The organism is Bacillus paramycoides (assembly GCF_038971285.1).
Taxonomy (GTDB): Bacteria; Bacillota; Bacilli; order Bacillales; family Bacillaceae_G; genus Bacillus_A.
Window position 1 is genome coordinate 742,501 of sequence record NZ_CP152427.1, and the last position, 23,107, is coordinate 765,607.

At 37.8% G+C, this 23,107-nt stretch carries 23 protein-coding genes, 20 tRNA genes, 2 rRNA genes and 4 riboswitches (1 of these 49 cut by a window edge); of the genes, 42 read left to right on the forward strand and 3 right to left on the reverse strand.

From position 1 onward, the window contains the following. The 24 genes from AAG068_RS03715 to AAG068_RS03830 form a co-directional block, all read left to right on the forward strand. Positions 1-415 (forward strand): 23S ribosomal RNA (locus AAG068_RS03715); it begins 2,508 nt to the left of the window's first position. A 103-nt stretch (positions 416-518) separates the two neighbouring features. Next, positions 519-634, forward strand: a 5S ribosomal RNA gene (gene rrf, locus AAG068_RS03720). 5 nt (positions 635-639) lie between these two features. Further along, positions 640-715, forward strand: a tRNA-Val gene (locus AAG068_RS03725). Between the two features lie 8 nt (positions 716-723). Next, positions 724-807 (forward strand) — tRNA-Tyr (locus AAG068_RS03730). Between the two features lie 11 nt (positions 808-818). Then, positions 819-893 (forward strand) — tRNA-Gln (locus AAG068_RS03735). 4 nt (positions 894-897) lie between these two features. Continuing rightward, a tRNA-Lys gene (locus AAG068_RS03740) sits at positions 898-973 on the forward strand. 14 nt (positions 974-987) lie between these two features. Then, a tRNA-Leu gene (locus tag AAG068_RS03745) sits at positions 988-1,068 on the forward strand. A gap of 29 nt (positions 1,069-1,097) precedes the next feature. Continuing rightward, positions 1,098-1,172: transfer RNA gene (locus AAG068_RS03750), tRNA-Gly, on the forward strand. A gap of 16 nt (positions 1,173-1,188) precedes the next feature. After that, positions 1,189-1,277 (forward strand) — tRNA-Leu (locus AAG068_RS03755). 3 nt (positions 1,278-1,280) lie between these two features. Next, positions 1,281-1,354 (forward strand) — tRNA-Arg (locus AAG068_RS03760). A 10-nt stretch (positions 1,355-1,364) separates the two neighbouring features. Beyond that, positions 1,365-1,438 (forward strand) — tRNA-Pro (locus tag AAG068_RS03765). Between the two features lie 16 nt (positions 1,439-1,454). Then, positions 1,455-1,527 (forward strand) — tRNA-Ala (locus AAG068_RS03770). Positions 1,528-1,547: 20 nt separating this feature from the next. After that, positions 1,548-1,640, forward strand: a tRNA-Ser gene (locus AAG068_RS03775). 54 nt (positions 1,641-1,694) lie between these two features. Then, positions 1,695-1,787: transfer RNA gene (locus tag AAG068_RS03780), tRNA-Ser, on the forward strand. Positions 1,788-1,814: 27 nt separating this feature from the next. Continuing rightward, positions 1,815-1,891 (forward strand) — tRNA-Met (locus AAG068_RS03785). A 3-nt stretch (positions 1,892-1,894) separates the two neighbouring features. Beyond that, positions 1,895-1,970 (forward strand) — tRNA-Asp (locus tag AAG068_RS03790). Positions 1,971-1,978: 8 nt separating this feature from the next. Then, positions 1,979-2,054 (forward strand) — tRNA-Phe (locus AAG068_RS03795). A gap of 9 nt (positions 2,055-2,063) precedes the next feature. Beyond that, a tRNA-Thr gene (locus AAG068_RS03800) sits at positions 2,064-2,136 on the forward strand. Positions 2,137-2,142: 6 nt separating this feature from the next. After that, positions 2,143-2,213 (forward strand) — tRNA-Trp (locus AAG068_RS03805). Positions 2,214-2,223: 10 nt separating this feature from the next. Continuing rightward, positions 2,224-2,300, forward strand: a tRNA-Ile gene (locus tag AAG068_RS03810). 10 nt (positions 2,301-2,310) lie between these two features. After that, positions 2,311-2,385 (forward strand) — tRNA-Asn (locus AAG068_RS03815). 1 nt (position 2,386) lies between these two features. Continuing rightward, positions 2,387-2,458, forward strand: a tRNA-Glu gene (locus AAG068_RS03820). A 131-nt stretch (positions 2,459-2,589) separates the two neighbouring features. Next, positions 2,590-3,009, forward strand: a complete 420-nt coding sequence (locus AAG068_RS03825) for a CBS domain-containing protein (protein WP_000199016.1) — start codon at positions 2,590-2,592, stop codon at positions 3,007-3,009. A 294-nt stretch (positions 3,010-3,303) separates the two neighbouring features. After that, positions 3,304-4,455, forward strand: a complete 1,152-nt coding sequence (locus AAG068_RS03830) for a DUF3965 domain-containing protein (protein WP_342718216.1) — start codon at positions 3,304-3,306, stop codon at positions 4,453-4,455. A 228-nt stretch (positions 4,456-4,683) separates the two neighbouring features. On the opposite strand, the gene AAG068_RS03835 is transcribed toward AAG068_RS03830, so the two are convergent. After that, complete coding sequence (locus AAG068_RS03835; protein ID WP_048526259.1) at positions 4,684-5,022, reverse strand: hypothetical protein; 339 nt, start codon at positions 5,020-5,022, stop codon at positions 4,684-4,686. A gap of 5 nt (positions 5,023-5,027) precedes the next feature. Continuing rightward, positions 5,028-6,188: an SH3 domain-containing protein gene (locus AAG068_RS03840; protein WP_342718217.1), complete on the reverse strand. Its 1,161-nt coding sequence runs from the start codon at positions 6,186-6,188 to the stop codon at positions 5,028-5,030. Positions 6,189-6,457: 269 nt separating this feature from the next. Next, positions 6,458-6,569, forward strand: a riboswitch (TPP riboswitch). Between the two features lie 60 nt (positions 6,570-6,629). Further along, a riboswitch (TPP riboswitch) is annotated at positions 6,630-6,733 on the forward strand. Positions 6,734-6,815: 82 nt separating this feature from the next. Here AAG068_RS03840 and tenA point away from each other — a divergent pair. From tenA to kdpDN, 18 genes are all read left to right on the forward strand, one after another. Beyond that, positions 6,816-7,511, forward strand: a complete 696-nt coding sequence (tenA, locus tag AAG068_RS03845) for a thiaminase II (RefSeq protein WP_342718218.1) — start codon at positions 6,816-6,818, stop codon at positions 7,509-7,511. Beyond that, positions 7,480-8,229, forward strand: a complete 750-nt coding sequence (locus tag AAG068_RS03850; protein WP_342718219.1) for an ABC transporter ATP-binding protein — start codon at positions 7,480-7,482, stop codon at positions 8,227-8,229. Before tenA ends, AAG068_RS03850 begins: the two co-directional genes overlap by 32 nt. Continuing rightward, positions 8,229-8,981, forward strand: coding sequence for an ABC transporter permease (locus AAG068_RS03855; RefSeq protein WP_342719704.1), 753 nt, complete (start codon positions 8,229-8,231; stop codon positions 8,979-8,981). Before AAG068_RS03850 ends, AAG068_RS03855 begins: the two co-directional genes overlap by 1 nt. Then, complete coding sequence (locus AAG068_RS03860; RefSeq protein WP_000771335.1) at positions 8,978-9,979, forward strand: ABC transporter substrate-binding protein; 1,002 nt, start codon at positions 8,978-8,980, stop codon at positions 9,977-9,979. The genes AAG068_RS03855 and AAG068_RS03860 overlap by 4 nt, the downstream gene beginning before the upstream one ends. Positions 9,980-9,989: 10 nt before the next feature. Next, positions 9,990-10,610: a thiazole tautomerase TenI gene (tenI, locus tag AAG068_RS03865; RefSeq protein WP_342718220.1), complete on the forward strand. Its 621-nt coding sequence runs from the start codon at positions 9,990-9,992 to the stop codon at positions 10,608-10,610. Beyond that, positions 10,603-11,712 carry a glycine oxidase ThiO gene (gene thiO, locus AAG068_RS03870; RefSeq protein ID WP_342718221.1) on the forward strand — a complete coding sequence of 370 codons (1,110 nt, stop codon included), beginning with the start codon at positions 10,603-10,605 and terminating at the stop codon, positions 11,710-11,712. The genes tenI and thiO overlap by 8 nt, the downstream gene beginning before the upstream one ends. A gap of 15 nt (positions 11,713-11,727) precedes the next feature. Further along, positions 11,728-11,931, forward strand: a complete 204-nt coding sequence (gene thiS, locus AAG068_RS03875) for a sulfur carrier protein ThiS (protein WP_001049508.1) — start codon at positions 11,728-11,730, stop codon at positions 11,929-11,931. 2 nt (positions 11,932-11,933) lie between these two features. Continuing rightward, a complete protein-coding gene (thiG, locus tag AAG068_RS03880) occupies positions 11,934-12,704 on the forward strand; it encodes a thiazole synthase (protein ID WP_342718222.1) in 771 nt (256 codons plus the stop codon). Further along, positions 12,697-13,716, forward strand: a complete 1,020-nt coding sequence (gene thiF / locus AAG068_RS03885; protein ID WP_342718223.1) for a thiazole biosynthesis adenylyltransferase ThiF — start codon at positions 12,697-12,699, stop codon at positions 13,714-13,716. The genes thiG and thiF overlap by 8 nt, the downstream gene beginning before the upstream one ends. Before the next feature lie 6 nt (positions 13,717-13,722). Continuing rightward, entirely contained in the window at positions 13,723-14,538 is an 816-nt protein-coding gene (thiD, locus tag AAG068_RS03890) for a bifunctional hydroxymethylpyrimidine kinase/phosphomethylpyrimidine kinase (RefSeq protein WP_342718224.1), read from the forward strand. Positions 14,539-14,629: 91 nt separating this feature from the next. Continuing rightward, positions 14,630-14,777, forward strand: a riboswitch (cyclic di-AMP (ydaO/yuaA leader). Between the two features lie 93 nt (positions 14,778-14,870). Next, positions 14,871-15,257: a hypothetical protein gene (locus AAG068_RS03895; protein WP_342718225.1), complete on the forward strand. Its 387-nt coding sequence runs from the start codon at positions 14,871-14,873 to the stop codon at positions 15,255-15,257. A 15-nt stretch (positions 15,258-15,272) separates the two neighbouring features. Then, entirely contained in the window at positions 15,273-15,503 is a 231-nt protein-coding gene (locus AAG068_RS03900; protein WP_000866315.1) for a hypothetical protein, read from the forward strand. A gap of 261 nt (positions 15,504-15,764) precedes the next feature. Then, positions 15,765-15,909: riboswitch (cyclic di-AMP (ydaO/yuaA leader) on the forward strand. Between the two features lie 99 nt (positions 15,910-16,008). Continuing rightward, entirely contained in the window at positions 16,009-16,113 is a 105-nt protein-coding gene (locus tag AAG068_RS03905; protein ID WP_000887889.1) for a SipW-dependent-type signal peptide-containing protein, read from the forward strand. Then, positions 16,110-16,190 carry a K(+)-transporting ATPase subunit F gene (kdpF, locus tag AAG068_RS03910; protein ID WP_000972378.1) on the forward strand — a complete coding sequence of 27 codons (81 nt, stop codon included), beginning with the start codon at positions 16,110-16,112 and terminating at the stop codon, positions 16,188-16,190. Before AAG068_RS03905 ends, kdpF begins: the two co-directional genes overlap by 4 nt. Positions 16,191-16,209: 19 nt before the next feature. Further along, complete coding sequence (gene kdpA / locus AAG068_RS03915; RefSeq protein WP_342718228.1) at positions 16,210-17,877, forward strand: potassium-transporting ATPase subunit KdpA; 1,668 nt, start codon at positions 16,210-16,212, stop codon at positions 17,875-17,877. Between the two features lie 13 nt (positions 17,878-17,890). Next, positions 17,891-19,981 carry a potassium-transporting ATPase subunit KdpB gene (kdpB, locus tag AAG068_RS03920; protein ID WP_342718229.1) on the forward strand — a complete coding sequence of 697 codons (2,091 nt, stop codon included), beginning with the start codon at positions 17,891-17,893 and terminating at the stop codon, positions 19,979-19,981. 16 nt (positions 19,982-19,997) lie between these two features. After that, on the forward strand, positions 19,998-20,579 hold the full coding sequence (gene kdpC / locus AAG068_RS03925; protein ID WP_342718230.1) for a K(+)-transporting ATPase subunit C: 582 nt from the start codon (positions 19,998-20,000) through the stop codon (positions 20,577-20,579). Between the two features lie 56 nt (positions 20,580-20,635). Then, positions 20,636-21,790, forward strand: a complete 1,155-nt coding sequence (kdpDN, locus tag AAG068_RS03930) for a KdpD-like non-kinase potassium sensor (protein ID WP_342718231.1) — start codon at positions 20,636-20,638, stop codon at positions 21,788-21,790. A 22-nt stretch (positions 21,791-21,812) separates the two neighbouring features. Here kdpDN and AAG068_RS03935 read toward each other — a convergent pair whose 3' ends face one another. After that, the gene (locus tag AAG068_RS03935) at positions 21,813-22,994 is read right to left on the reverse strand and encodes an MFS transporter (RefSeq protein WP_342718232.1); all 1,182 of its coding nucleotides are present in this window, start codon (positions 22,992-22,994) and stop codon (positions 21,813-21,815) included. Positions 22,995-23,107 lie beyond the last annotated feature (113 nt).

The window sequence follows — 23,107 nt, forward strand, 5'->3', positions numbered from 1 at the left end:
GGGAGGTTTGGCACCTCGATGTCGGCTCATCGCATCCTGGGGCTGTAGTCGGTCCCAAGGGTTGGGCTGTTCGCCCATTAAAGCGGTACGCGAGCTGGGTTCAGAACGTCGTGAGACAGTTCGGTCCCTATCCGTCGTGGGCGTAGGAAATTTGAGAGGAGCTGTCCTTAGTACGAGAGGACCGGGATGGACGCACCGCTGGTGTACCAGTTGTTCTGCCAAGGGCATAGCTGGGTAGCTATGTGCGGAAGGGATAAGTGCTGAAAGCATCTAAGCATGAAGCCCCCCTCAAGATGAGATTTCCCATAGCGTAAGCTAGTAAGATCCCTGAAAGATGATCAGGTTGATAGGTTCGAGGTGGAAGCATGGTGACATGTGGAGCTGACGAATACTAATAGATCGAGGACTTAACCATATAATATGAAGCAAATGTTATCTAGTTTTGAAAGAATACAAAAAAACTTGTTGACTTTCAAAGTTAAATAAGTTATAATGATTCTTGTCTTAAATGAATACAGTCTGGTAATGATGGCAGAGAGGTCACACCCGTTCCCATACCGAACACGGAAGTTAAGCTCTCTAGCGCCGATGGTAGTTGGGACCTTGTCCCTGTGAGAGTAGGACGTTGCCAGGCAAAATGGAGGATTAGCTCAGCTGGGAGAGCACCTGCCTTACAAGCAGGGGGTCGGCGGTTCGATCCCGTCATCCTCCACCATATATGTTGGAGGGGTAGCGAAGTGGCTAAACGCGGCGGACTGTAAATCCGCTCCTTCGGGTTCGGCAGTTCGAATCTGCCCCCCTCCACCATTCTTAATTAATGGGCTATAGCCAAGCGGTAAGGCAACGGACTTTGACTCCGTCATGCGCTGGTTCGAATCCAGCTAGCCCAGCCATTAAGAGCCATTAGCTCAGTTGGTAGAGCATCTGACTTTTAATCAGAGGGTCGAAGGTTCGAGTCCTTCATGGCTCACCATTTTAACAAAATATGCGGGTGTGGCGGAATTGGCAGACGCACTAGACTTAGGATCTAGCGCCTTTGGCGTGGGGGTTCGACTCCCTTCACCCGCACTTTTAATAAAATAACTCATACATGTCTTGCGGAAGTAGTTCAGTGGTAGAATACAACCTTGCCAAGGTTGGGGTCGCGGGTTCGAATCCCGTCTTCCGCTCCAATTTCCAATATGACATGCCGGGGTGGCGGAACAGGCAGACGCACAGGACTTAAAATCCTGCGGTGGGTGACCACCGTGCGGGTTCGACCCCCGCCCTCGGCACCATATGCGCCCGTAGCTCAATTGGATAGAGCGTTTGACTACGGATCAAGAGGTTAGGGGTTCGACTCCTCTCGGGCGCGCTTTTATTAACGGGAAGTGGCTCAGCTTGGTAGAGCACCTGGTTTGGGACCAGGGGGTCGCAGGTTCAAATCCTGTCTTCCCGATTTTCCCAAAAAACATGGGGCCTTAGCTCAGCTGGGAGAGCGCCTGCCTTGCACGCAGGAGGTCAGCGGTTCGATCCCGCTAGGCTCCACTTTATTTATTATATGTCTCGGAGGTATACCCAAGTTCGGCTGAAGGGATCGGTCTTGAAAACCGACAGGCGGTGAGAATCGCGCGGGGGTTCGAATCCCTCTACCTCCTCCATTTTCTTTTTAAATGGTTTAGACATAAATAATATAATATTTCTTTTTCCTTCATGGAGGTATACCCAAGTTCGGCTGAAGGGATCGGTCTTGAAAACCGACAGGCGGCGAGAGTCGCGCGGGGGTTCGAATCCCTCTACCTCCTCCATTTTTTCTAAAGTAAATATTTTATCATCGCGGGGTGGAGCAGCACGGTAGCTCGTCGGGCTCATAACCCGAAGGTCGCAGGTTCAAATCCTGTCCCCGCAACCAAATGGTCCCGTGGTGTAGTGGTTAACATGCCTGCCTGTCACGCAGGAGATCGCCGGTTCGACCCCGGTCGGGACCGCCATTTATGTTGGCTCGGTAGCTCAGTCGGTAGAGCAGAGGACTGAAAATCCTCGTGTCGGCGGTTCGATTCCGTCCCGAGCCACCATTTTTTTATGCCGACTTAGCTCAATTGGTAGAGCAACTGACTTGTAATCAGTAGGTTGGGGGTTCAAGTCCTCTAGTCGGCATCCTTTAGGGGCATAGTTTAAAGGTAGAACTGAGGTCTCCAAAACCTCCAGTGTGGGTTCGATTCCTACTGCCCCTGTAAAGTATATGGGCCTATAGCTCAGCTGGTTAGAGCGCACGCCTGATAAGCGTGAGGTCGATGGTTCGAGTCCATTTAGGCCCACCATATATATTATTCCGCAGTAGCTCAGTGGTAGAGCTATCGGCTGTTAACCGATCGGTCGTAGGTTCGAGTCCTACCTGCGGAGCCATGGCCCGTTGGTCAAGTGGTTAAGACACCGCCCTTTCACGGCGGTAACACGGGTTCGAATCCCGTACGGGTCATAAAAAAAAGAGTCAGCATATTGCTGACTCTTTTTTATTGTGCGTTCATTCTCCTTTATCAACTGATTTTCCTGAAATAAATAAAGGGATTTAGGAAAAGCTATGGTATGTATAAAAAGGAGGAGATACAAATGACACGAGTGAGAGACTTGATGAGCACTCATATTGTACAGTGTACACCGTTAGACAATGTATATGAAGCCGCTGTAAAGATGAAAGAAGAATCGATTGGATTGATCCCAGTTGTTGAAAATGAACAAGTTGTTGGTCTTGTTACGGATCGAGATTTAGTTGTTCGAGGAATTGCTGAAAAACATCCTGGATCTAATAAAATTACAAATGTAATGACAACAAACATTGTTTCAGTTTCTCCAGATGATCCTATTGAAAAGGCTACAGAGTTAATGGCACAGTATCAAATTAGACGATTGCCAGTAGTTGAGAGTGGTCAACTCGTTGGGATGTTAGCACTAGGAGATTTAGCTATAAAAGAATCGGCAGATGATCAAGCGGGATTTGCTTTAAGTGAAATATCAGAGCATACGGAATGAAGTGAGACTTTAATTAGTGGAATAAGTTACGTATAAAAATCAGATACATTATTCTAGTATATAGGGTTAAGCTAATATGTTAGCATGATGTATCTGAGCCATTATATAATAAGTATACAGTTAGCAATTTCGACAGTTTATTTAAATTTGTCATTCCTAATTTTAAATAAGAGAAAAAATGATATACTGATAGATATAAGTATTATGAGGGATTTCGAATATAACAATATTTATTATTAATGATTTAATAATGGATTAATATTTCCTATGTAGACAAAAGGGAAGGGGAATTATATGAGGGTTATACAGCGCGATCCAAATTGGAATTTGGTTACAGATACATATATAGAACCAAATAATTTCGCTGAATTATTTTCTTTACTTGTACCTTGTCATCCAAAAGGTGAAGGGAAAGAAAGAACTATATTAGTGTGGAAAGAAAAAGAATTTTATAAAGAAGAAAATTTAGCGGCATTTATCGTATATGGAATGGATAAAGCAAAAAATTTACCACAGTTTCATAAAGATGAAATTCCAACTTTAGTACGTATTCTTCGTTTATGCCAAGAGATTGGCTGGTATGAAGAAGCGAATACTTTTATGGTAAATCAAGGCCTAGCTGAGTTTGTTCACACTTCATTGGAATATGAAACGTGGGATCTTTTGACACAAGCGGTTGCTTTAAACTATTTAATTATTAAATATCGTATTGGTGAATTAACTGATGAAGATGTAGAAATTTGGGATAGAGTTAAATTTAATGAGAAATGTATAATGGACTGTAAACATCTATTATCCCATAAAGAAGTATTAGAATTTACATTCTTTTATATGTGTAAGAGAGCTAAATCTCTATCAAAAGAGCAATTAAATAGTGATATGATGAGTCTAGCAATGTATTGTAATACTTTTGTATATGACTTATATACACATGACTTATTACGAAAATATCGTAAGTGTACAGACTTCCTATCATACTATGGACCTAGTCAAGCGGTGTTAGCTTGTCAAAGAGCTGTACTTTCTCAAATTTCAGATCGATTAGACCCACTCAAGACTACTCATGTAGATGATTATCTATATGTAATGAAAGATATGATGGAGCACATGACGATAGGAATAATGGATCGATATGATCATTTCATCGGAAAACTATTATCATATGTGCCATTTTTCGAAATGATTCAAGTTCCACAACATGCGTATTATTGTGAAGAATTATTGTATATTTGTAAGGGCATTGAATATAAAGAAGAAATATTACGCAATTATATATTTATACAATTACATGATTGTTTACCATCATTCTTTAAACTATTTCTTAAAAATAAGCGTTATGCAACGATTCATGATATTCTGTTCTATTGGTGTGATGATGAACAAAGAATGAGCTTAGAGAAAAAATATAATCTTAGCTTTATTTATGAAAAATATGCTTGCGGATAAAGAGCATTTTCTATATAAATTAAAAAGGATCTCAATTGTGAGATCCTTTTTAATTTATATAGAAAAGTAAGGAGAATGTAATTAAGACGAGAAATAACATTCCATAAAGGAGAAATTGTGCCGTATAGCTTCCTTGTATACCAAAAAAAGTATTTGTTTTTTTGTATAAATTCAATATATATTTTAGCGGATTATCTTTGAAAGATTGATACACAGTGTCTCCTCTTTCTAAGCTTCTTGTTCGTGTTTTTTGTTATTAGGAACATGAATGTATCTAGCTATGAATAATAAAACAGCCATAAAAAATACAGGAAATACGGTAGATAAATAAAAACCATTACTAATAATATTTGCTATTAGGGCACTTAATAGAAAGATGGCATTATAAATATGGGCAATTTTTTGTTTTAGTTGAACTTGAAAAGATTCCATCATAATTTCTAAAGCAACAAAAGCAATGATAATAGACAGAAATACAGTATTTGTATTGTAAATGATTAAACAACAGATTAAACCTAAAAAGGCTAAGTATTCAATTAAGAGAGGTATATTGATATTGCGTGGCATACAATTTACCTAACTAAATATGGCAGTGGGTTTACTGCATTTGTTTTTTCAAAATTCCATTCTCCATTGTGTAATTCAAAATGAAGATGTTGCCCGTATGAATGACCTGTGTTTCCCATATGACCTACTAATTGTCCAGCTTGTACTTGATCACCAGCTTGTACAGTGCGATCTTTCATGTGAGCATAGACTGTTGTATATAATTTCCCGTTTATTTGATGGGCGATGAACACAACATTGCCATAGCTAGCTGAATAATATGATTTCACAACTTTACCTGCCGCCGCCGCTTGGATAGAGACGTTACCTGGAGCTGCAATATCTATACCATAATGCATTTGTTCCCAGCGCATATCAAAGGTTGAGCTAATTTTTCCTTGTGTAGGGAATTTGAAAACTGCTGGAATGGAAGTAGGTTGAGCCGTTTGAGCTTGTGATTGCGTTTGGTTTTGCACCACATAATGTTTTGCGACATATCCGTACCCTGTACCAAAACGAATTTTATACCAAGTTCCTACAGTTTCTACTACTTGTAATTGTGTACCATTTTGTAATGAACCAAGCAGTGCACTACTTGTACTAGCGTTGCTACGTACATTAAGTTTAGGTGTTGCAACTGTGTATTTCGTATTATTTTGAACTGTGAGGCCTTTCACTAAAGCCTGTGAACCATTAGAAACGAATGCTTTTTGTACATAACCTGTTTTGCCATTATGTAAAATTTTATACCACTCGCCTTGTTCTTCTTCAATGGTAACGAATTTCCCATTTGGTAATACATCTAAAATTGAAGATTCTAAATTAGGTTCAGAACGAACGTTTAATGCATTGGCATTAACGATATATTGATTATTAGATTGAAGTTTGTTTTTTAGTAGAATAGAATCTTTTTGTACGTAACCTACTTTATTATTAACAGACACTTTATACCAACCATTAGTTGTTTCAAGTATGTTCACTTTCGTATTAAAGCGAATTGTATCAATTGATGAGCTATTTGCGTTATCTTTTGTATGTAAGGCTACTTGATCAACTTTTACATATCCAGTTTTCACATTAGATAATTGTTCAGCATTGGCTGTTTGTACATTTGTTTCTCCCATAGAAGGAAGTAAAGAAGCAATTGCGACAGTAGTTGCTGTTAAAGCAGTAGCTTTCATATTCATATAATAGAGACCTCCTCTAGTTGTATAGTTGTAATTTTATTATAGTATAAAGATATAATATAGTGGGTTTATTCACATAAATGTAATATGAAATCAATATAAAAATAAATTTTTTGAGGATAATGATTCATTTTTACCCAATTAATTAGGATAATGATTTCTAATATAGAATATAAGTATTATATGGTTTCGTTATTTTGTTGACAATTGAGAAAATTAAAACAGTTGATGATGTCTTATTACGGTGTTATACTGACAGTGTTAATTTCATAGTTTGCTAGGAGAGCTGGTGTTGCCAGCTGAGAGTAGGCCGTAAGCCTTTGATCCTTTTTATTACCTGATCTAGATTATGCTAGCGTAGGGAAGCAATTCGGACACTAATAATAAGTCCCCGTTTCTTTGCGTATAGAAACGGGGCTTTTTTGTTTAAAAATTTCATATTGAAACCACTAGGGGTGCTTGTTGTGCTGAGAGAGGAATAATCCTTAACCCTTATAACACCTGATCTAGGTAATACTAGCGAAGGGAAGTGGAACAACGAATAAATTATAATTTTATTTGCTGTAACCACTTCTTATTTAGAAGTGGTTTTTTATTTATATACACATACCGGAAGGGGATAGGGAAATGAAATTTTGCGATAGATTGTTAGAAACTGTACAACCAGTTTGGGAGATGAGTCATAATCATCCATTTGTTGTAGGTATGGGAGATGGCACGTTAGAAAAAGATAAGTTTCAATATTACATTATTCAAGATTATTTATATTTGTTAGATTATGCAAAGCTATATGCCATCGGTGTTGTAAAGGCAACGAATCCACAAGTAATGGGGAAATTTGCTGAACAAATTGATGGGATATTAAATGGAGAAATGACAATTCATAAACAATATGCGAAAAGACTTGGAATTTCTATAGAGGAGATAGAGTCTGCAAAGCCATCTGCTAAAAATTTAGCTTATACAAATTACATGATGTCTGTATCTCAAAATGGCACACTTGCGGAATTAATAGCAGCACTTCTTCCATGTATGTGGAGCTACTGGGAAATTGGAAAGCGTTTAAATGATATTCCTGGAGCAAGAGATCATGAGTTCTTTGGTGAGTGGATTCAAGGCTATAGTTCTGAAGAATATGGCAACCTTTGTGTTTGGTTAATAGATTTATTAAATGAAATGGCAGTTGGAAAGTCTGAAAAAGAGCTAGATCGATTAGAGGAGATTTTCCTATATTCCAGTCGATTTGAATATTTATTCTGGGATATGTCCTACCATAAGGAGATGTGGGGATTTGAGGAGCAAGAACATACTACAGCTTCATAATGTTTCTTTTCATTATGATGAGAAGCCAATCATCAATGAATTAAATGCTTCTATACAAGATAAAGAGTTTGTAAGTATTATCGGACCGAGTGGATGCGGGAAAAGTACTTTATTTCGCCTTATTACAGGTTTAGAAGAAGCAAGTACGGGACAGATAGAGCTGACAGAAACAAAGAGCCATCCTGTAGGGTATATGCCCCAAAAAGATATGCTCCTGCCGTGGAGAACGATTATTGAGAATGCTGCCCTGCCGTTAGAGTGCCAAGGTGTACAGAAGAAAGAAGCACAAATAAAGGCGAAGGAACTGCTACATAAATTTGGCTTACAAGGGTATGAGACAAAATATCCGAAAGATTTATCTGGTGGTATGAGACAACGTGTATCCTTTATTCGAACTTTATTAACAGGCGGGGAGATATTGCTGTTAGATGAACCGTTTAGCGCGTTGGATGCTTTAACGAAGGCATCTTTGCAAGAATGGCTGTTTGAACAATGGAAAGAGTGGAAAAAAACAATTTTATTTATCACTCATGATGTGGAAGAAGCATTGTTTCTTTCTAATCGAATTTTAGTAGTAGAGCAGCAACCGATAACTACTTTAACCGAGAGGATTGTACCGCTTGATCATAATCGGACAAGAAAAGATTTATATAAGCCTGAAGTGTTAGCGCTTAAAGATGAGCTTCTTAGTATGTTACAAAGGCAGGTACTTGTATGATGAACCGGTTGAAGGAGTTATTACCTGCGCTTACACTTTCTAGTATTTTACTTTTCATGTGGGAAATTGGTGCAAGAATTGTAGATGAAATGTACATTTTACCGTCACCGTCTGCAATTGTAATGAAGATATGGAAACTAAAAGATATATTATTTACGGTTCATTTGCCGGCAACATTATATGTCGTTTTAATAGGGGTGGCTATTTCTATCGTACTTGGAGTAGGGCTAGCGATGTTAATGAACGCGAGTAATTGGATGGAGAGAGCATTTTATCCATTATTAGTGGCTTCACAAACGATTCCTATTACAGCGCTTGCTCCGCTCTTCGTTTTGTGGTTTGGATATACGATTTGGAGTAAGGTCGTTGTTACGGTTTTAATTACGTTTTTCCCAATTGCGGTCAATACGTATGATGGACTACGCAGTACGAAAAAAGAATGGGAAGAGCTTTTAGTTACGTACGGGGCAACGAAAAAAGATGTTTTTCTTAAATTAAAATTGCCGTCTGCTCTTCCTTATTTTTTCTCAGCTTTAAAAATTGCAGTTCCGCTTAGTGTAATTGGGGCAGCAATTGGCGAATGGCTCGGTGCACAAGCTGGGTTAGGATATTTCAGTAAAAGAATGATGACGCAGTTAGACGGAGCAGGTGTATTTGCACCCATTGTATTGTTATCATTACTAGCTATTTTCTTCGTCATACTTATTTCGATATTAGAAAAGAAATTCATTAGTTGGAGGAAGCATTCATGAAATTATTAAAACGCATCTTTGTGTTTACATTATTAGTTGCAATGATTGCTGGATGTTCTAGTAATTCAGCATCAGATAAGAGTAAAAAAGAAAAGGAAATAACGGTCATGCTTGATTGGTACCCAAATGCGGTACACAGCTTTATTTATGCAGCAATTGAAAAAGGCTACTTTAAAGAAGAAGGGGTAAAGGTGAATATTAAATTCCCTTCTAATCCGACTGATCCATTAACGTTAGCAGCTGCAGGAAAAGTAACGGTTGGCTTATATTATCAGCCAGATGTTGTCATGGCAAAAGCAAACGAACAAATTCCAGTGAAATCAATTGGAGCTGTCGTACGTTCACCATTAAATCATGTCGTATCACTGAAGTCAGCAGGCATTCAATCACCAAAAGATTTAGAGGGGAAAACAGTTGGATATTCTGGAACACCTTTAAGTGAGATGTATTTAAAAACGATGGTAAAAGAGGCTGGTGGTAATCCAGATACAGTGAAAGTAGTTGATGTTGGCTTTGATTTAGTACCAGCATTAATTACGAAAAAAGTGGATGCGGTAACAGGGGCATACATTAACCATGAAGTACCTGTTATGCGTCATGAAGGTCATGAGCCAGCATACTTTAATCCAGCAGATTATGGTGTACCGAATTATCATGAGCTTGTATTTGTAACAGGTGATAAAACGTTGAAGAAAGATAAAGAAGCGTTGCAAGCTTTCTTACGTGGCACGAAAAAGGGCTATGATTTCATGAAGAAAAATCCAGATGAAGCATTAAATATTTTATTAAATCATCAAGAAAAAGAAAACTTCCCGCTTGTACCAGAAGTTGAAAAAGAAAGTATGAAAATTTTATTAGAGAAGATGGAAACGAAAGATGAGCCATTCTTATCAGATTCAAAAGAATCATGGGAGAAACAAAATAAATGGCTGAAAGATAAAGGAATGACGAAAGAAATCGTTCCAGCCGATGAGTTATTCGAAAACATTTTAAAGTAGGCGAATGAATATGAGAAATGAGCTTCATGTAATCTCAAATGGTCACATGTCATTCGAAGAGTTAGTGAATGTAGCGATGCAAATTGAAAGTGAAATTGATTATTTGCATATTCGTGAGCGTGAGAAAAGTACGAAGGAATTGTATGAAGGTGTGGAAAGTCTTTTGAAGAAAGGCTTTCCTGCATCGAAAATAGTGATAAATGATCGAATTGATATTGCTATTTTATTAAACATTCCGCGCGTGCAGCTAGGATATCGAAGCGCAGATGTAAGGTCAGTGAAAGAAAAGTTTTCTTATTTGCATGTCGGTTATTCTGTGCATTCTTTAGAAGAGGCGATTGATGCATTTAAGAATGGAGCGGATTCACTTGTCTATGGTCATGTATTTCCGACAGATTGTAAAAAAGGTGTGCCAGCGAGAGGGCTTGAAGAAATTTCAGACATTGCAAAGTGTTTATCCATACCGATTACAGCGATTGGAGGAATCAATCCGGAAAACACTGTAGATGTTCTTACTAACGGCGTCAGTGGGATTGCTGTTATGTCTGGGATTATAAGTAGTAGTAACCCGTATAGCAAAGCGAAATCTTATAAGGAATCAATAAGAAAGTGGGCGGAAAAACATGTGTAAGAAGTATGATGTAGCGATAATTGGCGGTGGTGTAATTGGTAGTTCAGTTGCACATTTTCTAGCAGAAAGAGGATATAAAGTAGCGATTGTAGAGAAGCAAAGAATTGCATCTGAAGCCTCGAAAGCAGCTGCTGGTTTACTTGGGGTTCAGGCAGAATGGGATGAATATGATCCGCTATTTGAACTTGCTAGAGAAAGCCGTGCTATATTTCCACAACTTGCAGAAGTTTTACGTGAAAAAACAGGAATCGATATTGGGTATGAAGAGAAAGGCATTTATCGAATTGCTCAAAATGAAGATGAGAAGGAAAGAATTCTTCACATTATGGATTGGCAGCAGAAAACAGGTGAAGATTCTTACTTTTTAACGGGAGATCGTTTACGAGAGAAAGAGCCGTATCTATCTGAGTCAATTATAGGGGCTGTATATTATCCAAAAGATGGTCATGTTATTGCACCAGAGCTTACAAAAGCATTCGCACATTCCGCATCATTTTCGGGCGCTGATATATATGAACAGACAGAAGTGTTTGATATTCGTATTGAAAATAATAAAGTGACTGGAATTGTGACAAGCGAAGGTAGTATCACTTGTGAGAAAGTGGTTATCGCGGGTGGCTCATGGAGTACGAAGTTACTAGGTTATTTTCACCGCGAATGGGGTACATATCCAGTTAAAGGAGAAGTAGTAGCGGTAAGAAGTAGAAAACCACTTTTAAAGGCGCCTATTTTTCAAGAAAGATTTTACATTGCACCAAAGCGCGGCGGACGTTACGTAATTGGAGCAACGATGAAGCCCCATACGTTTCATAAAACGGTGCAACCAGAAAGTATTACTTCTATATTAGAGCGTGCGTATACAATATTGCCAGCTTTAAAAGAAGCGGAATGGGAAAGTGCATGGGCAGGATTAAGACCACAATCGAATCATGAAGCTCCTTATATGGGAGAGCATGAAGAAATAAAAGGTTTATATGCTTGTACGGGCCATTATCGAAACGGTATTTTATTAAGCCCTGTTTCTGGTCAGTATATGGCGGATTTAATAGAAGGAAAGCAGGAGAATCACTTGCTAGATTTATTGCTTTCTAAAACAGTTTAGAAAGGGGATGGAAGTTTGAATTTAAAAATTAATGGTAATCAAATTGAAGTGCCAGAGAGTGTAAAAACAGTAGCTGAGCTACTTACACATTTAGAGTTGGAAAACAGAATTGTTGTAGTAGAGCGTAATAAAGATATTTTACAAAAAGATGATCATACAGATACATCTGTTTTTGATGGAGACCAAATTGAGATTGTAACTTTCGTAGGAGGCGGTTGATTATGTTAAACATTGGACCATTTTCATTTCATTCTAGACTTTTATTAGGAACAGGAAAATTCCCTGATTTTGATGTACAGCAAAAGGCAATTGATGTATCTGAGGCTGAGGTTTTAACGTTCGCAGTACGCCGTATGGATATATTCGATGCAAAGCAGCCTAATTTATTAGAGAAACTTGATGTGAAAAAATATAAGTTATTACCAAATACAGCCGGAGCAAAAAATGCTGAAGAAGCTGTTCGTATTGCAAAATTAGCAAAAGCTTCAGGGCTTTGCGACATGATTAAAGTAGAAGTTATTGGTGATGATAGAACGTTATTATCTGATCCAGTAGAAACGTTAAAGGCATCTGAAATGTTACTAGAAGAAGGGTTTATCGTACTTCCGTATACATCTGATGATGTTGTATTAGCACGTAAATTACAAGAACTAGGTGTGCATGCAATTATGCCAGGAGCATCCCCAATCGGTTCAGGGCTTGGTATTGTAAATCCGTTAAATTTAAGCTTCATTATTGAACAAGCGACAGTACCAGTTATCGTTGATGCTGGTATCGGTAGCCCAGCTGATGCAGCATTTGCGATGGAATTAGGAGCGGATGGTGTGTTATTAAATACTGCTGTGTCAGGAGCAAAAGATCCTATTAAAATGGCGCAGGCAATGAAATTAGGTATTGAAGCAGGACGTTTAGGATTTGAGGCAGGTCGTATTGCACGTAAACGTTGTGCAACAGCAAGTAGTCCTTTAGAAGGAATGAGTGTAGTTGAATAATCGATATTCTCGCCAAGAATTATTTTCTCCAATTGGAGAAGACGGGCAACGAAAAATAAGAGAAAAACATGTACTTATTATCGGTGCAGGTGCATTAGGTAGTGCAAATGCAGAGATGTTTGTAAGAGCTGGTGTAGGCACAGTAACGATTGTTGACCGGGATTATGTCGATTGGAGTAATTTACAAAGGCAGCAATTGTACGCAGAGAGTGATGTGGAAAATAATCTTCCGAAGGCTGTAGCGGCAAAGAAACGTCTAGAAGAGATTAATCGTGAAGTAAGAGTAGAAGCTCTCGTTCAAGACGTAACGGCTGAGGAATTAGAAGAACTCGTTACAAACGTTAATGTAATTATTGATGCAACTGATAATTTCGAAACGCGTTTCATTGTAAATGATATAGCGCAAAAACATTCTATTCCATGGATTTACGGAGCATGTGTAGGGAGTTACGGCCTTTCTTACACAATTCTTCCTAGTAAAACGCCATGTTTATCTTGTTTATTACAATCGATTCCGCTTGGCGGGGCGACATGTGATACAGCGGGAATTATATCACCTGCTGTATCTCTCGTCGTTTCTCATCAAGTAACGGAAGCTCTTAAACTGTTAGTAGAAGATTACGAATCGCTTCGAGATGGACTTGTATCGTTTGATGTATGGAAGAATGAATATTCATGTATGAATGTGCAAAAGCTTCGTAAGCACAATTGTCCTTCGTGTGGAGAGAATGCATTGTATCCGTATTTAAATAAAGATAATACATCGAAAACAGCAGTGTTATGCGGGAGAAATACAGTTCAAATTAGACCACCTCATAAAGAGGAAATAGATTTTGAACGATACAAAGAACTGCTGAATGATCGTGTGCATGATTTAAATGTAAATCCATATTTATTATCATTTTCTGTGGAAGAAAAGAAATTAGTTGCTTTTAAAGATGGTCGTGTACTTGTACATGGAACGAAGGATATAAGCGAAGCAAAAACAATTTATCATCGCTATTTTGGATAGAAAAGGATGAGTGGGATGAAAGTAAATAAAGCTTTAACAATTGCAGGATCTGATAGTGGCGGCGGTGCCGGCATTCAAGCAGATTTAAAAACATTCCAAGAGCTTGGTGTGTATGGGATGACGGCTATTACGGCAATTACTGCTCAAAACACGCTTGGCGTTCAAGGGGTATATCCAGTTTCGTTAGAAGGTATTACGGAACAGTTGAATTCAATTGGTACGGATTTAACACCAGATGCTGTGAAACTAGGAATGTTATTTAACAGCGAAATTATTCAAATTGTAGCAGAATATATTAATAAGTTTGGCTGGAATAATATTGTACTAGACCCTGTTATGATTGCTAAGGGCGGTGCATCATTATTACAACAAGAAGCAGTACAAGCATTAAAAGAATATTTATTACCAGTAGCAACTGTTATCACGCCGAATGTTCCAGAAGCAGAAGTGTTAACTGGGCTGGAAATTCATAACGTTGAAGATAGTAAAGAAGCTGCAAAAGTACTGCATGAATTAGGTGCGAAATATGTACTTATGAAGGGCGGACATGCAGAATATCAAGGTAATGAAGTAATTGATTTACTCTTTGATGGAGAAAAGTTTATTGAATTTAGAAGTGAGCGAATTCCTTCAAAGCAAACACACGGAAGCGGGTGTACATTTGCGTCAGCAGTTACAGCTGGCCTTGCGAAAGGATACTCGATGGAAGAGGCAGTTCAAGAGGCAAAACGATTTATTAGTATAGCAATTGAAGAGCCATTGAATATTGGTAGTGGTCATGGACCGACGAATCATTTTGCATACAAATTGAATAAAGCATAAGCATGAATAGTAGAAAAGTCAGTTTTGTAACTGACTTTTTTTCTGTTTACTTTTTCCAAATACAGGAGTAATATATCAGCCAGAATATATTTTTTGTAATACGCTGAGTCCAATTATATGGAGCGGAGGAACCAATTTGTGCAGTGTCACTAGGGGTGAATCTTTCAATTTTGAAAGTAGGGCTACTCTCAAAGTCCGAATCCGACAGCTAACTTCGTAAGCGTCTTGAGAGAGGACGGTGCCATGATGGATACATCACTTCATCAATCTGATTAGTATAGGGGAATATCAATCTATGTTTGATTTCTTTTATGCTAAGGAGGATGAGGTACATGGAATTAACACTTATTTGTGTTGGAGAAGAAAGTAAGGTAAATAGTCTAATAGATTTAGTAGCATTTCAACATGAGTTAATTATTTTTACAGCAAATGAAGAGATAGCGGCTGAAGTTAGGAATTATGGGTTTGATTGGACGTATAGTTGTAGTCAGGAGCAGGATTTTACTAGTATTTGTGAGTGTATTAAGAAGGTGATTTTACTAGGTGATGAGCTTCCAATCGTTAGCTTCTTTACAGAACATATTCGCTTTTCTTTTCAAGCACCTATTACTGTTGTTACAAGGAATAAACGATATCCAGCGAGGCTCTATGAAACAATTGGAGCTACATTTGTCGTGTTTACGAATTGTGATAATATTTCTTTTTTATTTTTTGAATAGGGTGGGGGAAAGAAGATGAAAGTGTTGTTACTAGGAGATATAGCGAATCGTTGGGCGGTATCGGTAGAGCGAGTTCAAGAATTGGTGGTGCTCGATCCTATTTTTCCAAGGCCCTATATCATATTGCCATCGAAAGACGCTTTATATTTAAAAACAGATGTTATCGAATATGAGCAATTACATGCAGAATTGTCACAAGTTTATATTCGTGGGAGAAATTTACGTGCTTTTTTACGGGGGGAATAAATAGTGAGTGAAAAAAGAGCGAATGCGAAGTGCAACAAGCTATGCACTTCATGTCATTCGCTCTTTTTATTTCGTATTTAAAAGATCATTTCTATGAAAAAGAAAGAAAATACGAGAAAATAGATGAAAGGATATTAATAATACTTAATGTAAGCGTTTAAATAGAATGATATTTTCTTATTTTCAGTAATTTGCCTCTTTACAAGTGAAATATAGAGGAGTATATTTACTCTCATAAATCATTCATAAAATTTCCAAAAAAACCTAAAATCGCTGAGTTCCAGAAATGGAGCGGGGGAACCAATTTTGTGCATCGTCACTTGGGGTGAATCTTTCAGTTTGAAAGTAGGGCTACTCTTTAGGCCCGAATCCGACAGCTAACCTCGTAAGCGTTTAGAGAGGAGGTTTACTTTTTGTTGTTCATTTTTTGAACACTGAGTAGAGCTCAGTGTTCTTTTTTAATATTTTAATGGTAAATTTTTACAAAAAAGAATGGGGGATAGCTATGTTAGATGTTGTAATGATTGGAATTTTTGTTGTGTTAGTCGCATCGATGGCAAGTCTTGCAAGTTGGTCAGATAAAGTTGTGAAAGAAGGGAAGCAATCATGATGATTGCCTTATCGGTTATTGTTGCAGCAATTACGGTGTACTTAGTGTATGCATTATTAAATCCGGAAAAGTTTTAATTAGGGGGAGTCATTCATTATGATCTGGGTCGCAGTTGTTATTACAATGCTGTTGTTTATTCTTGTGGCAAAGCCAACGGGAATTTATTTAGAGAAAGCCTTTCAAGGGAGTAAAAAGCTAGATAAAGTATTCGGGCCTTTTGAAAAACTTATTTTTAAAATTACGGGTGTGAAAGAATACAATCAAACGTGGAAACAATACGCACTATCATTAGTTTTATTAAATGGATTTATGATTGTTGTCGTATACTTCATTTTCAGACTGCAAGGAGTATTGCCATTAAATCCAGCACACATTGAAGGAATGGAGCCTACGCTCGCTTTTAATACAGCAATTAGTTTTATGGCGGATACAAATTTACAGCATTATAGCGGTGAAAATGGTTTATCTTATTTATCACAATTAATTGGAATTACATTTTTAATGTTTGCAGCACCGGCAACGACGTTAGCACTCGTTATGGCATTTATAAGAGGGCTTGCTGGAAAAGAACTTGGTAACTTTTTCGTTGATTTTACGAGAGCATTAACGAGAGTATTTCTTCCTATCGCATGTATTGCAGCACTAGTCTTTGTCGCACTTGGTGTACCACAAACGTTAGACGGTGCAGTTACCGCACAAACGATTGATGGCGCGAAACAAAGTATTTTACGCGGACCTGTTGCATCATTCGTAGCAATTAAGGAACTCGGAAATAACGGCGGTGGATTTTTCGGAGCAAACTCTACGCACCCTTTTGAAAATCCAGGGCAAATGAGTAATATTTTGCAAATGATGCTTATGATGTTATTGCCAACAGCACTTCCGTTTACGTACGGACGAATGGTAGGCAATAAAAAGCAAGGACGTATCCTTTTCGTTTCACTATTCATGGTGTTTTTACTAGGGTTTATAACGATTACGACATCTGAATTACATGGGAATCCAGCGTTAAATGGAATGGGTATCGAACATGTACAAGGAAGTACAGAAGGAAAAGAAGTGCGATTTGGAACGGTATTTTCTTCACTCTACGCGACAGTAACGACAGCTGCCGAAACAGGTGCTGTGAATACGATGCATGATACGTTAACACCAATTGGCGGGTTAGTACCACTCGTAAATATGATGTTAAATACAGTATACGGCGGCGTTGGAGCAGGCTTTGTGAACATCATTATGTATGCGATTATCGCAGTCTTTATATCTGGATTGATGGTTGGACGGACACCAGAGTTTTTAGGTAAGAAAATTGAAGGTAAGGAAATGAAATTAATTGCGGTAACAATACTATTTCATCCACTGCTTATTTTAGGATTTTCAGCATTAGCTCTTTCAACAAATTTAGGAACAGATGCTATTTCTCATTCCGGTTTCCACGGTTTAACGCAAGTGGTATATGAATACACCTCGTCAGCTGCGAATAATGGATCTGGATTTGAAGGATTAGCGGATAATACACCGTTTTGGAATATTACAACTGGTTTAGTTATGTTTTTAGGGCGCTATTTCAGTTTAATTACGATGCTAGCTGTTGCAGCTTCTTTGAAAGAAAAGACGGTTGTGCCAGAAACAGTCGGAACGTTCCGTACGGATAATAGTTTATTTGGCGGCATTTTCATCGGAACAATTGTAATTGTCGGTGCATTAACATTCTTCCCGATGTTAGTACTCGGCCCAATTGCAGAATTTCTTACATTGAAGTAATGGAGGGTAAATGATGAGACCGGTAGTAGTAAAAGAAAAAAGAGTAAATGAGTCACACATACATGCGGTAGAAGATGAGGTTAGACAAGCGAAAACGATGGATCGTGATATCGTGAAACATGCGATGAAACAATCCTTTGCGAAATTGAATCCGAAAGTTATGATAAAGAATCCGATTATGTTCGTTGTAGAAATTGGGTTTGTCATTACGTTCATTTTATCGTTTCTTCCAAGTCATTCTAGTAGTGTACCAGGATGGTTTAATATAACAGTTTCTCTCATTCTCTTATTTACAGTTTTATTTGCTAACTTTGCAGAAGCGTTAGCGGAAGGGCGGGGGAAAGCGCAAGCTGATTCTTTAAAACAATCGAAGAAAGATTTGTTCGCAAATGTTGTAAAAGAAAATGGAGATATTGTTCAAGTTTCAGCAACTGATTTGAGAAAAGGTGACGTTGTTATTGTAAAACAAGGAGAAATGATTCCAAGTGATGGGGAAGTTATAAAAGGGTTAGCGTCTGTTGATGAATCTGCGATAACAGGGGAATCCGCCCCTGTTATAAAAGAAGCGGGTGGTGATTTTTGTTCCGTAACAGGTGGTACGATGGTCGTCAGTGATGAGATTACGATTGTTATTACGAGTAATCCTGGTGAATCATTTATTGATAAAATGATTTCGTTAGTAGAAGGCGCTGCTCGTCAAAAAACGCCAAATGAGATTGCTTTAAATACGGTATTAACGAGCTTAACTCTTATTTTCTTAATCGTTGTTGTGACGTTACCAATTTTTACAAACTATTTAGGATTTCAAATCGATACAGCTGTACTTGTTGCGTTGTTAGTTTGTTTAATTCCAACGACAATTGGTGGGTTATTATCAGCAATTGGTATTGCTGGGATGGACAGGGTGACAAAGTTTAATGTGTTAGCGATGTCAGGTAAAGCAGTAGAAGCTGCGGGTGATATTAATACTATTATTTTAGATAAAACAGGTACGATTACTTTCGGGAACCGGATGGCACATACACTGTTTCCTGTAGGGAATGAAACGATTGAGCAAGTAGGAAAATGGGCTGCGATTAGTTCTGTTTTAGATGAAACACCAGAAGGCCGATCTGTTATCGAATATGTAAAAACGAAATCTCTATCATATGATAGAGCATTTGCAGAACAAGGTGAGTTTGTTCCATTTAAAGCAGAAACGAGAATGAGTGGTGTTGATTTACAAGATGGAACGAAAGTGAGAAAAGGTGCTGTAGGTAGCGTAATTGAATGGGTTCAATCACAAGGCGGAACGATTCCGAAAGATGTAAATCAAAAAGCAGACCTCATTTCAAAAGAGGGCGGGACACCACTTGTAGTTGCAGTGGATAATCGTATTTACGGTTTAATCTATTTAAAAGATACAGTAAAACCTGGTATGCGTGAACGTTTTGAACAATTGCGTCAATTGGGGATTAAAACGGTTATGTGTACGGGTGATAATCCATTAACAGCAGCAACCATTGCAAAAGAAGCTGGAGTAGATGAATTTGTCGCTGAGTGTAAGCCAGAAGATAAAATTGCAGTTATTAAAGCAGAGCAAGATAAAGGGAAACTTGTAGCCATGACAGGTGATGGTACAAATGATGCTCCGGCACTAGCACAGGCTGATGTTGGATTAGCAATGAATAGTGGGACGACAGCTGCGAAAGAAGCAGCGAATATGATTGATTTAGATTCGAACCCGACAAAAATTATTGAGGTTGTAGGAATCGGTAAGCAATTATTAATGACGCGCGGTGCGTTAACGACGTTTAGTATTGCAAATGATATCGCGAAATATTTTGCAATCATTCCAGCAATGTTTACACTTGCGATTCCGCAAATGGAAGCATTGAACATTATGAAACTAACATCACCACTGTCAGCAATTTTATCAGCATTAATATTTAATGCAGTTATTATTCCATTACTCATTCCGTTAGCGATGAAAGGTATCGCATATAAACCGATGAGTTCGAATGCACTACTTGGCCGAAACTTACTTATTTATGGACTTGGCGGAGTGATTGTACCGTTCATTGGAATTAAAGTAATTGATATAATTGTCGGCTTGTTTATATAAGGAAGAGGGGAAAAAGATGGCGAAGAAACAAAGTATACTATCACCAATCATCCGGATTACTTTTACATTTTTAGTGTTGTGTGGCCTTGTATACCCACTTATTGTAACTGGTATTGCACAAGCGGTAATGAAGGATAATGCGGATGGAAGTCTAATATATAATGATAAAAATGAAGTGATTGGTTCTAAATTAATCGGTCAAAATTTCACAGACCCACGTTATTTTCATGGGCGTGTTTCTAGTATTGAATATAAAGCGGAAGCGTCTGGTTCAAATAACTATGCACCGTCTAATCCAGATTTAGAGAAACGAGTAGAGAAAAGTATTGAGGAATGGAAGAAACTAAACCGGGCTGTTCCAGTGACAGAAGTACCAATTGATTTAGTGACGAATTCAGGTTCAGGGCTTGATCCTGACATTAGCCCACAGGCCGCTTCTGTACAGGTGGATCGCATCTCTAAATTAACGAATATTTCGAAAGAAACGTTAAATCAGTTGATTAAAGATCAAACGGAAGGTGCGGCACTTGGCTTATTTGGAGAGAACCGCGTGAACGTCTTAAAGTTAAATTTAGAATTACAGAAATTACTGAAATAGTAACAGTGCTACCTCAATCTAACGGATTGAGGTAGCGTTGTTTCGAAAGAAAGGTTGTGAGTGTTTTGTATGCGGATGACTATAAACCAACTTTTCAAAGGCGAACGCCAGAGGAATATTTAGAATATATCCGGCAGCAAAATCGCGGGAAGTTAAAGCTATATGTAGGAGCAGCCCCAGGAGTAGGGAAAAGTTATAAAATGCTCTATGATGCTAGAGAGATGAAAAAGGATGGTACGGATATTGTAATTGGTTTAATTGAAACGCACGGGAGAAAAGAGACGGAACACGCAATTGCTGATTTAGAACAAGTGCCTTTAAAAGAAATCCAGTATAAAGGGAAAGTATTTTATGAACTCGATGTGGAAGGAATTATAAAACGTGCACCTCAAGTTGTTGTTGTGGATGAACTCGCGCATAGTAATATTCCTGGATCTAAAAATAAGAAACGTTATATGGATGTACAGGAATTGTTAGATGCCGGTATATCCGTATTATCAGCGTTTAATATTCAACATTTAGAAAGTGTTCATGATATTGTAGCTCAAATTACGAATGTAAAAGTAAGAGAACGTATTCCGGATTTTATTTTACAAAAAGCAAATGAAATTCAGCTCGTCGATGCAACGCCGGAAGTATTAAGGAAGAGATTAATAGACGGGAAAATATATAAAGAGGAAAAAATTCGGCAAAGCTTACAAAATTTCTTTACACTTAATAATTTAGGGGCACTCAGAGAATTATCACTTCGAGAAGTTGCCGATGATATGGACGAGAAAATTAGCCAAACAGTGATAGAGCCGATTGGCGTGAAAGAAAAAATTCTCGTTTGTGTACAATACAGTTCAACAGCGGAGAAATTAATAAGACGGGGATGGCGTATGGCAGATCGGCTAAACGCTGAATTGTATGTATTAAATGTTGAAAGGGAAAGTATAGATTCTCTTTCAGCAGGAAAAAAGCAAACAATTGAAGAGTGGAAGTCGCTAACGAATCAATTTAATGCGAGTTTTGTTTTAGAAGAGGCCAAAGGAAGAAAGCCAGCGGATGTTATTATTGAAGTGGCGAAAAGACTGCAAGTAACGCAAATTTTACTTGGACAATCGGCGAGAACAAGATGGGAAGAAATTAGAAAAGGTTCGATTGTAAATGAAATTATGAGGCAAACGAAGTATATTGATATTCATATTGTTGCGGATCAAAGAGTTTAGAATAGAGACCATCTGCAGGTCTCTATTTTGCTTTTTGTGTGGCAGGGAAGCGTAGCATTTTCATCGCATATAAGATTATGAGTAGAAACATAATTGCACCTATGAAGAAAATCCAAAAGTAATTTTGATTAAATACAAGAAATCCACCTACAAGTGGTCCTGTGCCCATACCGAGATAGCGGATGAAGTTGTACATACCGATAGCAGTTGCGCGTTCTTGTACGAATTCTTCTGTTAATAAAGTAGTGTGTGTTGGCATAGAAAGTCCCATACTAAAACCGTATAAAGATGTAACGATAATAATGAATGGGATATTGATGCTATATGTGAAGGAGAACAAAGTGACACATATAATATTGAAGAAACTAGTAATGAATAAAACTTGCTTTATTGTGAGGCGCTTTTGCAAAAGCTTGAAGCAATAACTTCCTAACATAATAGAAAGGGACATCGGTACAAACATAAGACCAATTTCACTTGCAGTTAAGTGAAATAAATTTGTTAAAATGCTCGGTAAAAAAACGAGGAAGCAAAAGTAAATACAAAATTGAATAAAGCCAATAAGAGTAATAGAAAATCCAGTTTTATTTTTTAAGATAAACCAGTGATTCTTTTTTGATTGCGGTTGCTGACTTACAGTTGGTTTTGTTTCTGGAAGTAGTGAAATGTTTATCGTTAATAAGAGAATGCCAAGTATAGATAAAAAGAGAAATACGGATACATGGCCGTTTATACTGCCGAGATAACCACCAATGAGGGGGCCAATCGCAGGTGCAAGAGCAAGTAACATTTGATAAAGGCTCATTGCTTCTCCTCGTTCTTTTCCTTCAAATAAATCGCCAATAATCGTTGCTGCGACTACAGGTATAGCCGCTATTCCTATAGCTTGAACTGTCCTGAAAAATAGAAATAAATAAACGTTCGCCGAAAAAGCGCATCCGATTGAACCGATTGTACTAATGATCAAACTAGGAATAAGGACAGATTTTCTCCCTTTTGTATCAATGAAAGGTCCATAGATGAGCTGCATAATTGCAAGAGTGAATGTGAAAAGTGAAACTGTTAAATTTACTAGATAAAGAGAAGTGTGAAAAGAAGCTTGAATCATAGGCAAGATAGGTGTGTAAATATTTTGAGAGAAGGAACCGAGTAAGGCACTCATACAGACAACGTATAAAATGAAATGTAGTTTGGATTTTTTCATCATATTAACCTCCTTGTAATTTAGTTTCCTTGGAAACTAAATTTATTTTAACATGTTTTTCTCACTTGTAAATATAAAAAAATGATTTTAAAATGGTATATAGTTAAATTGTT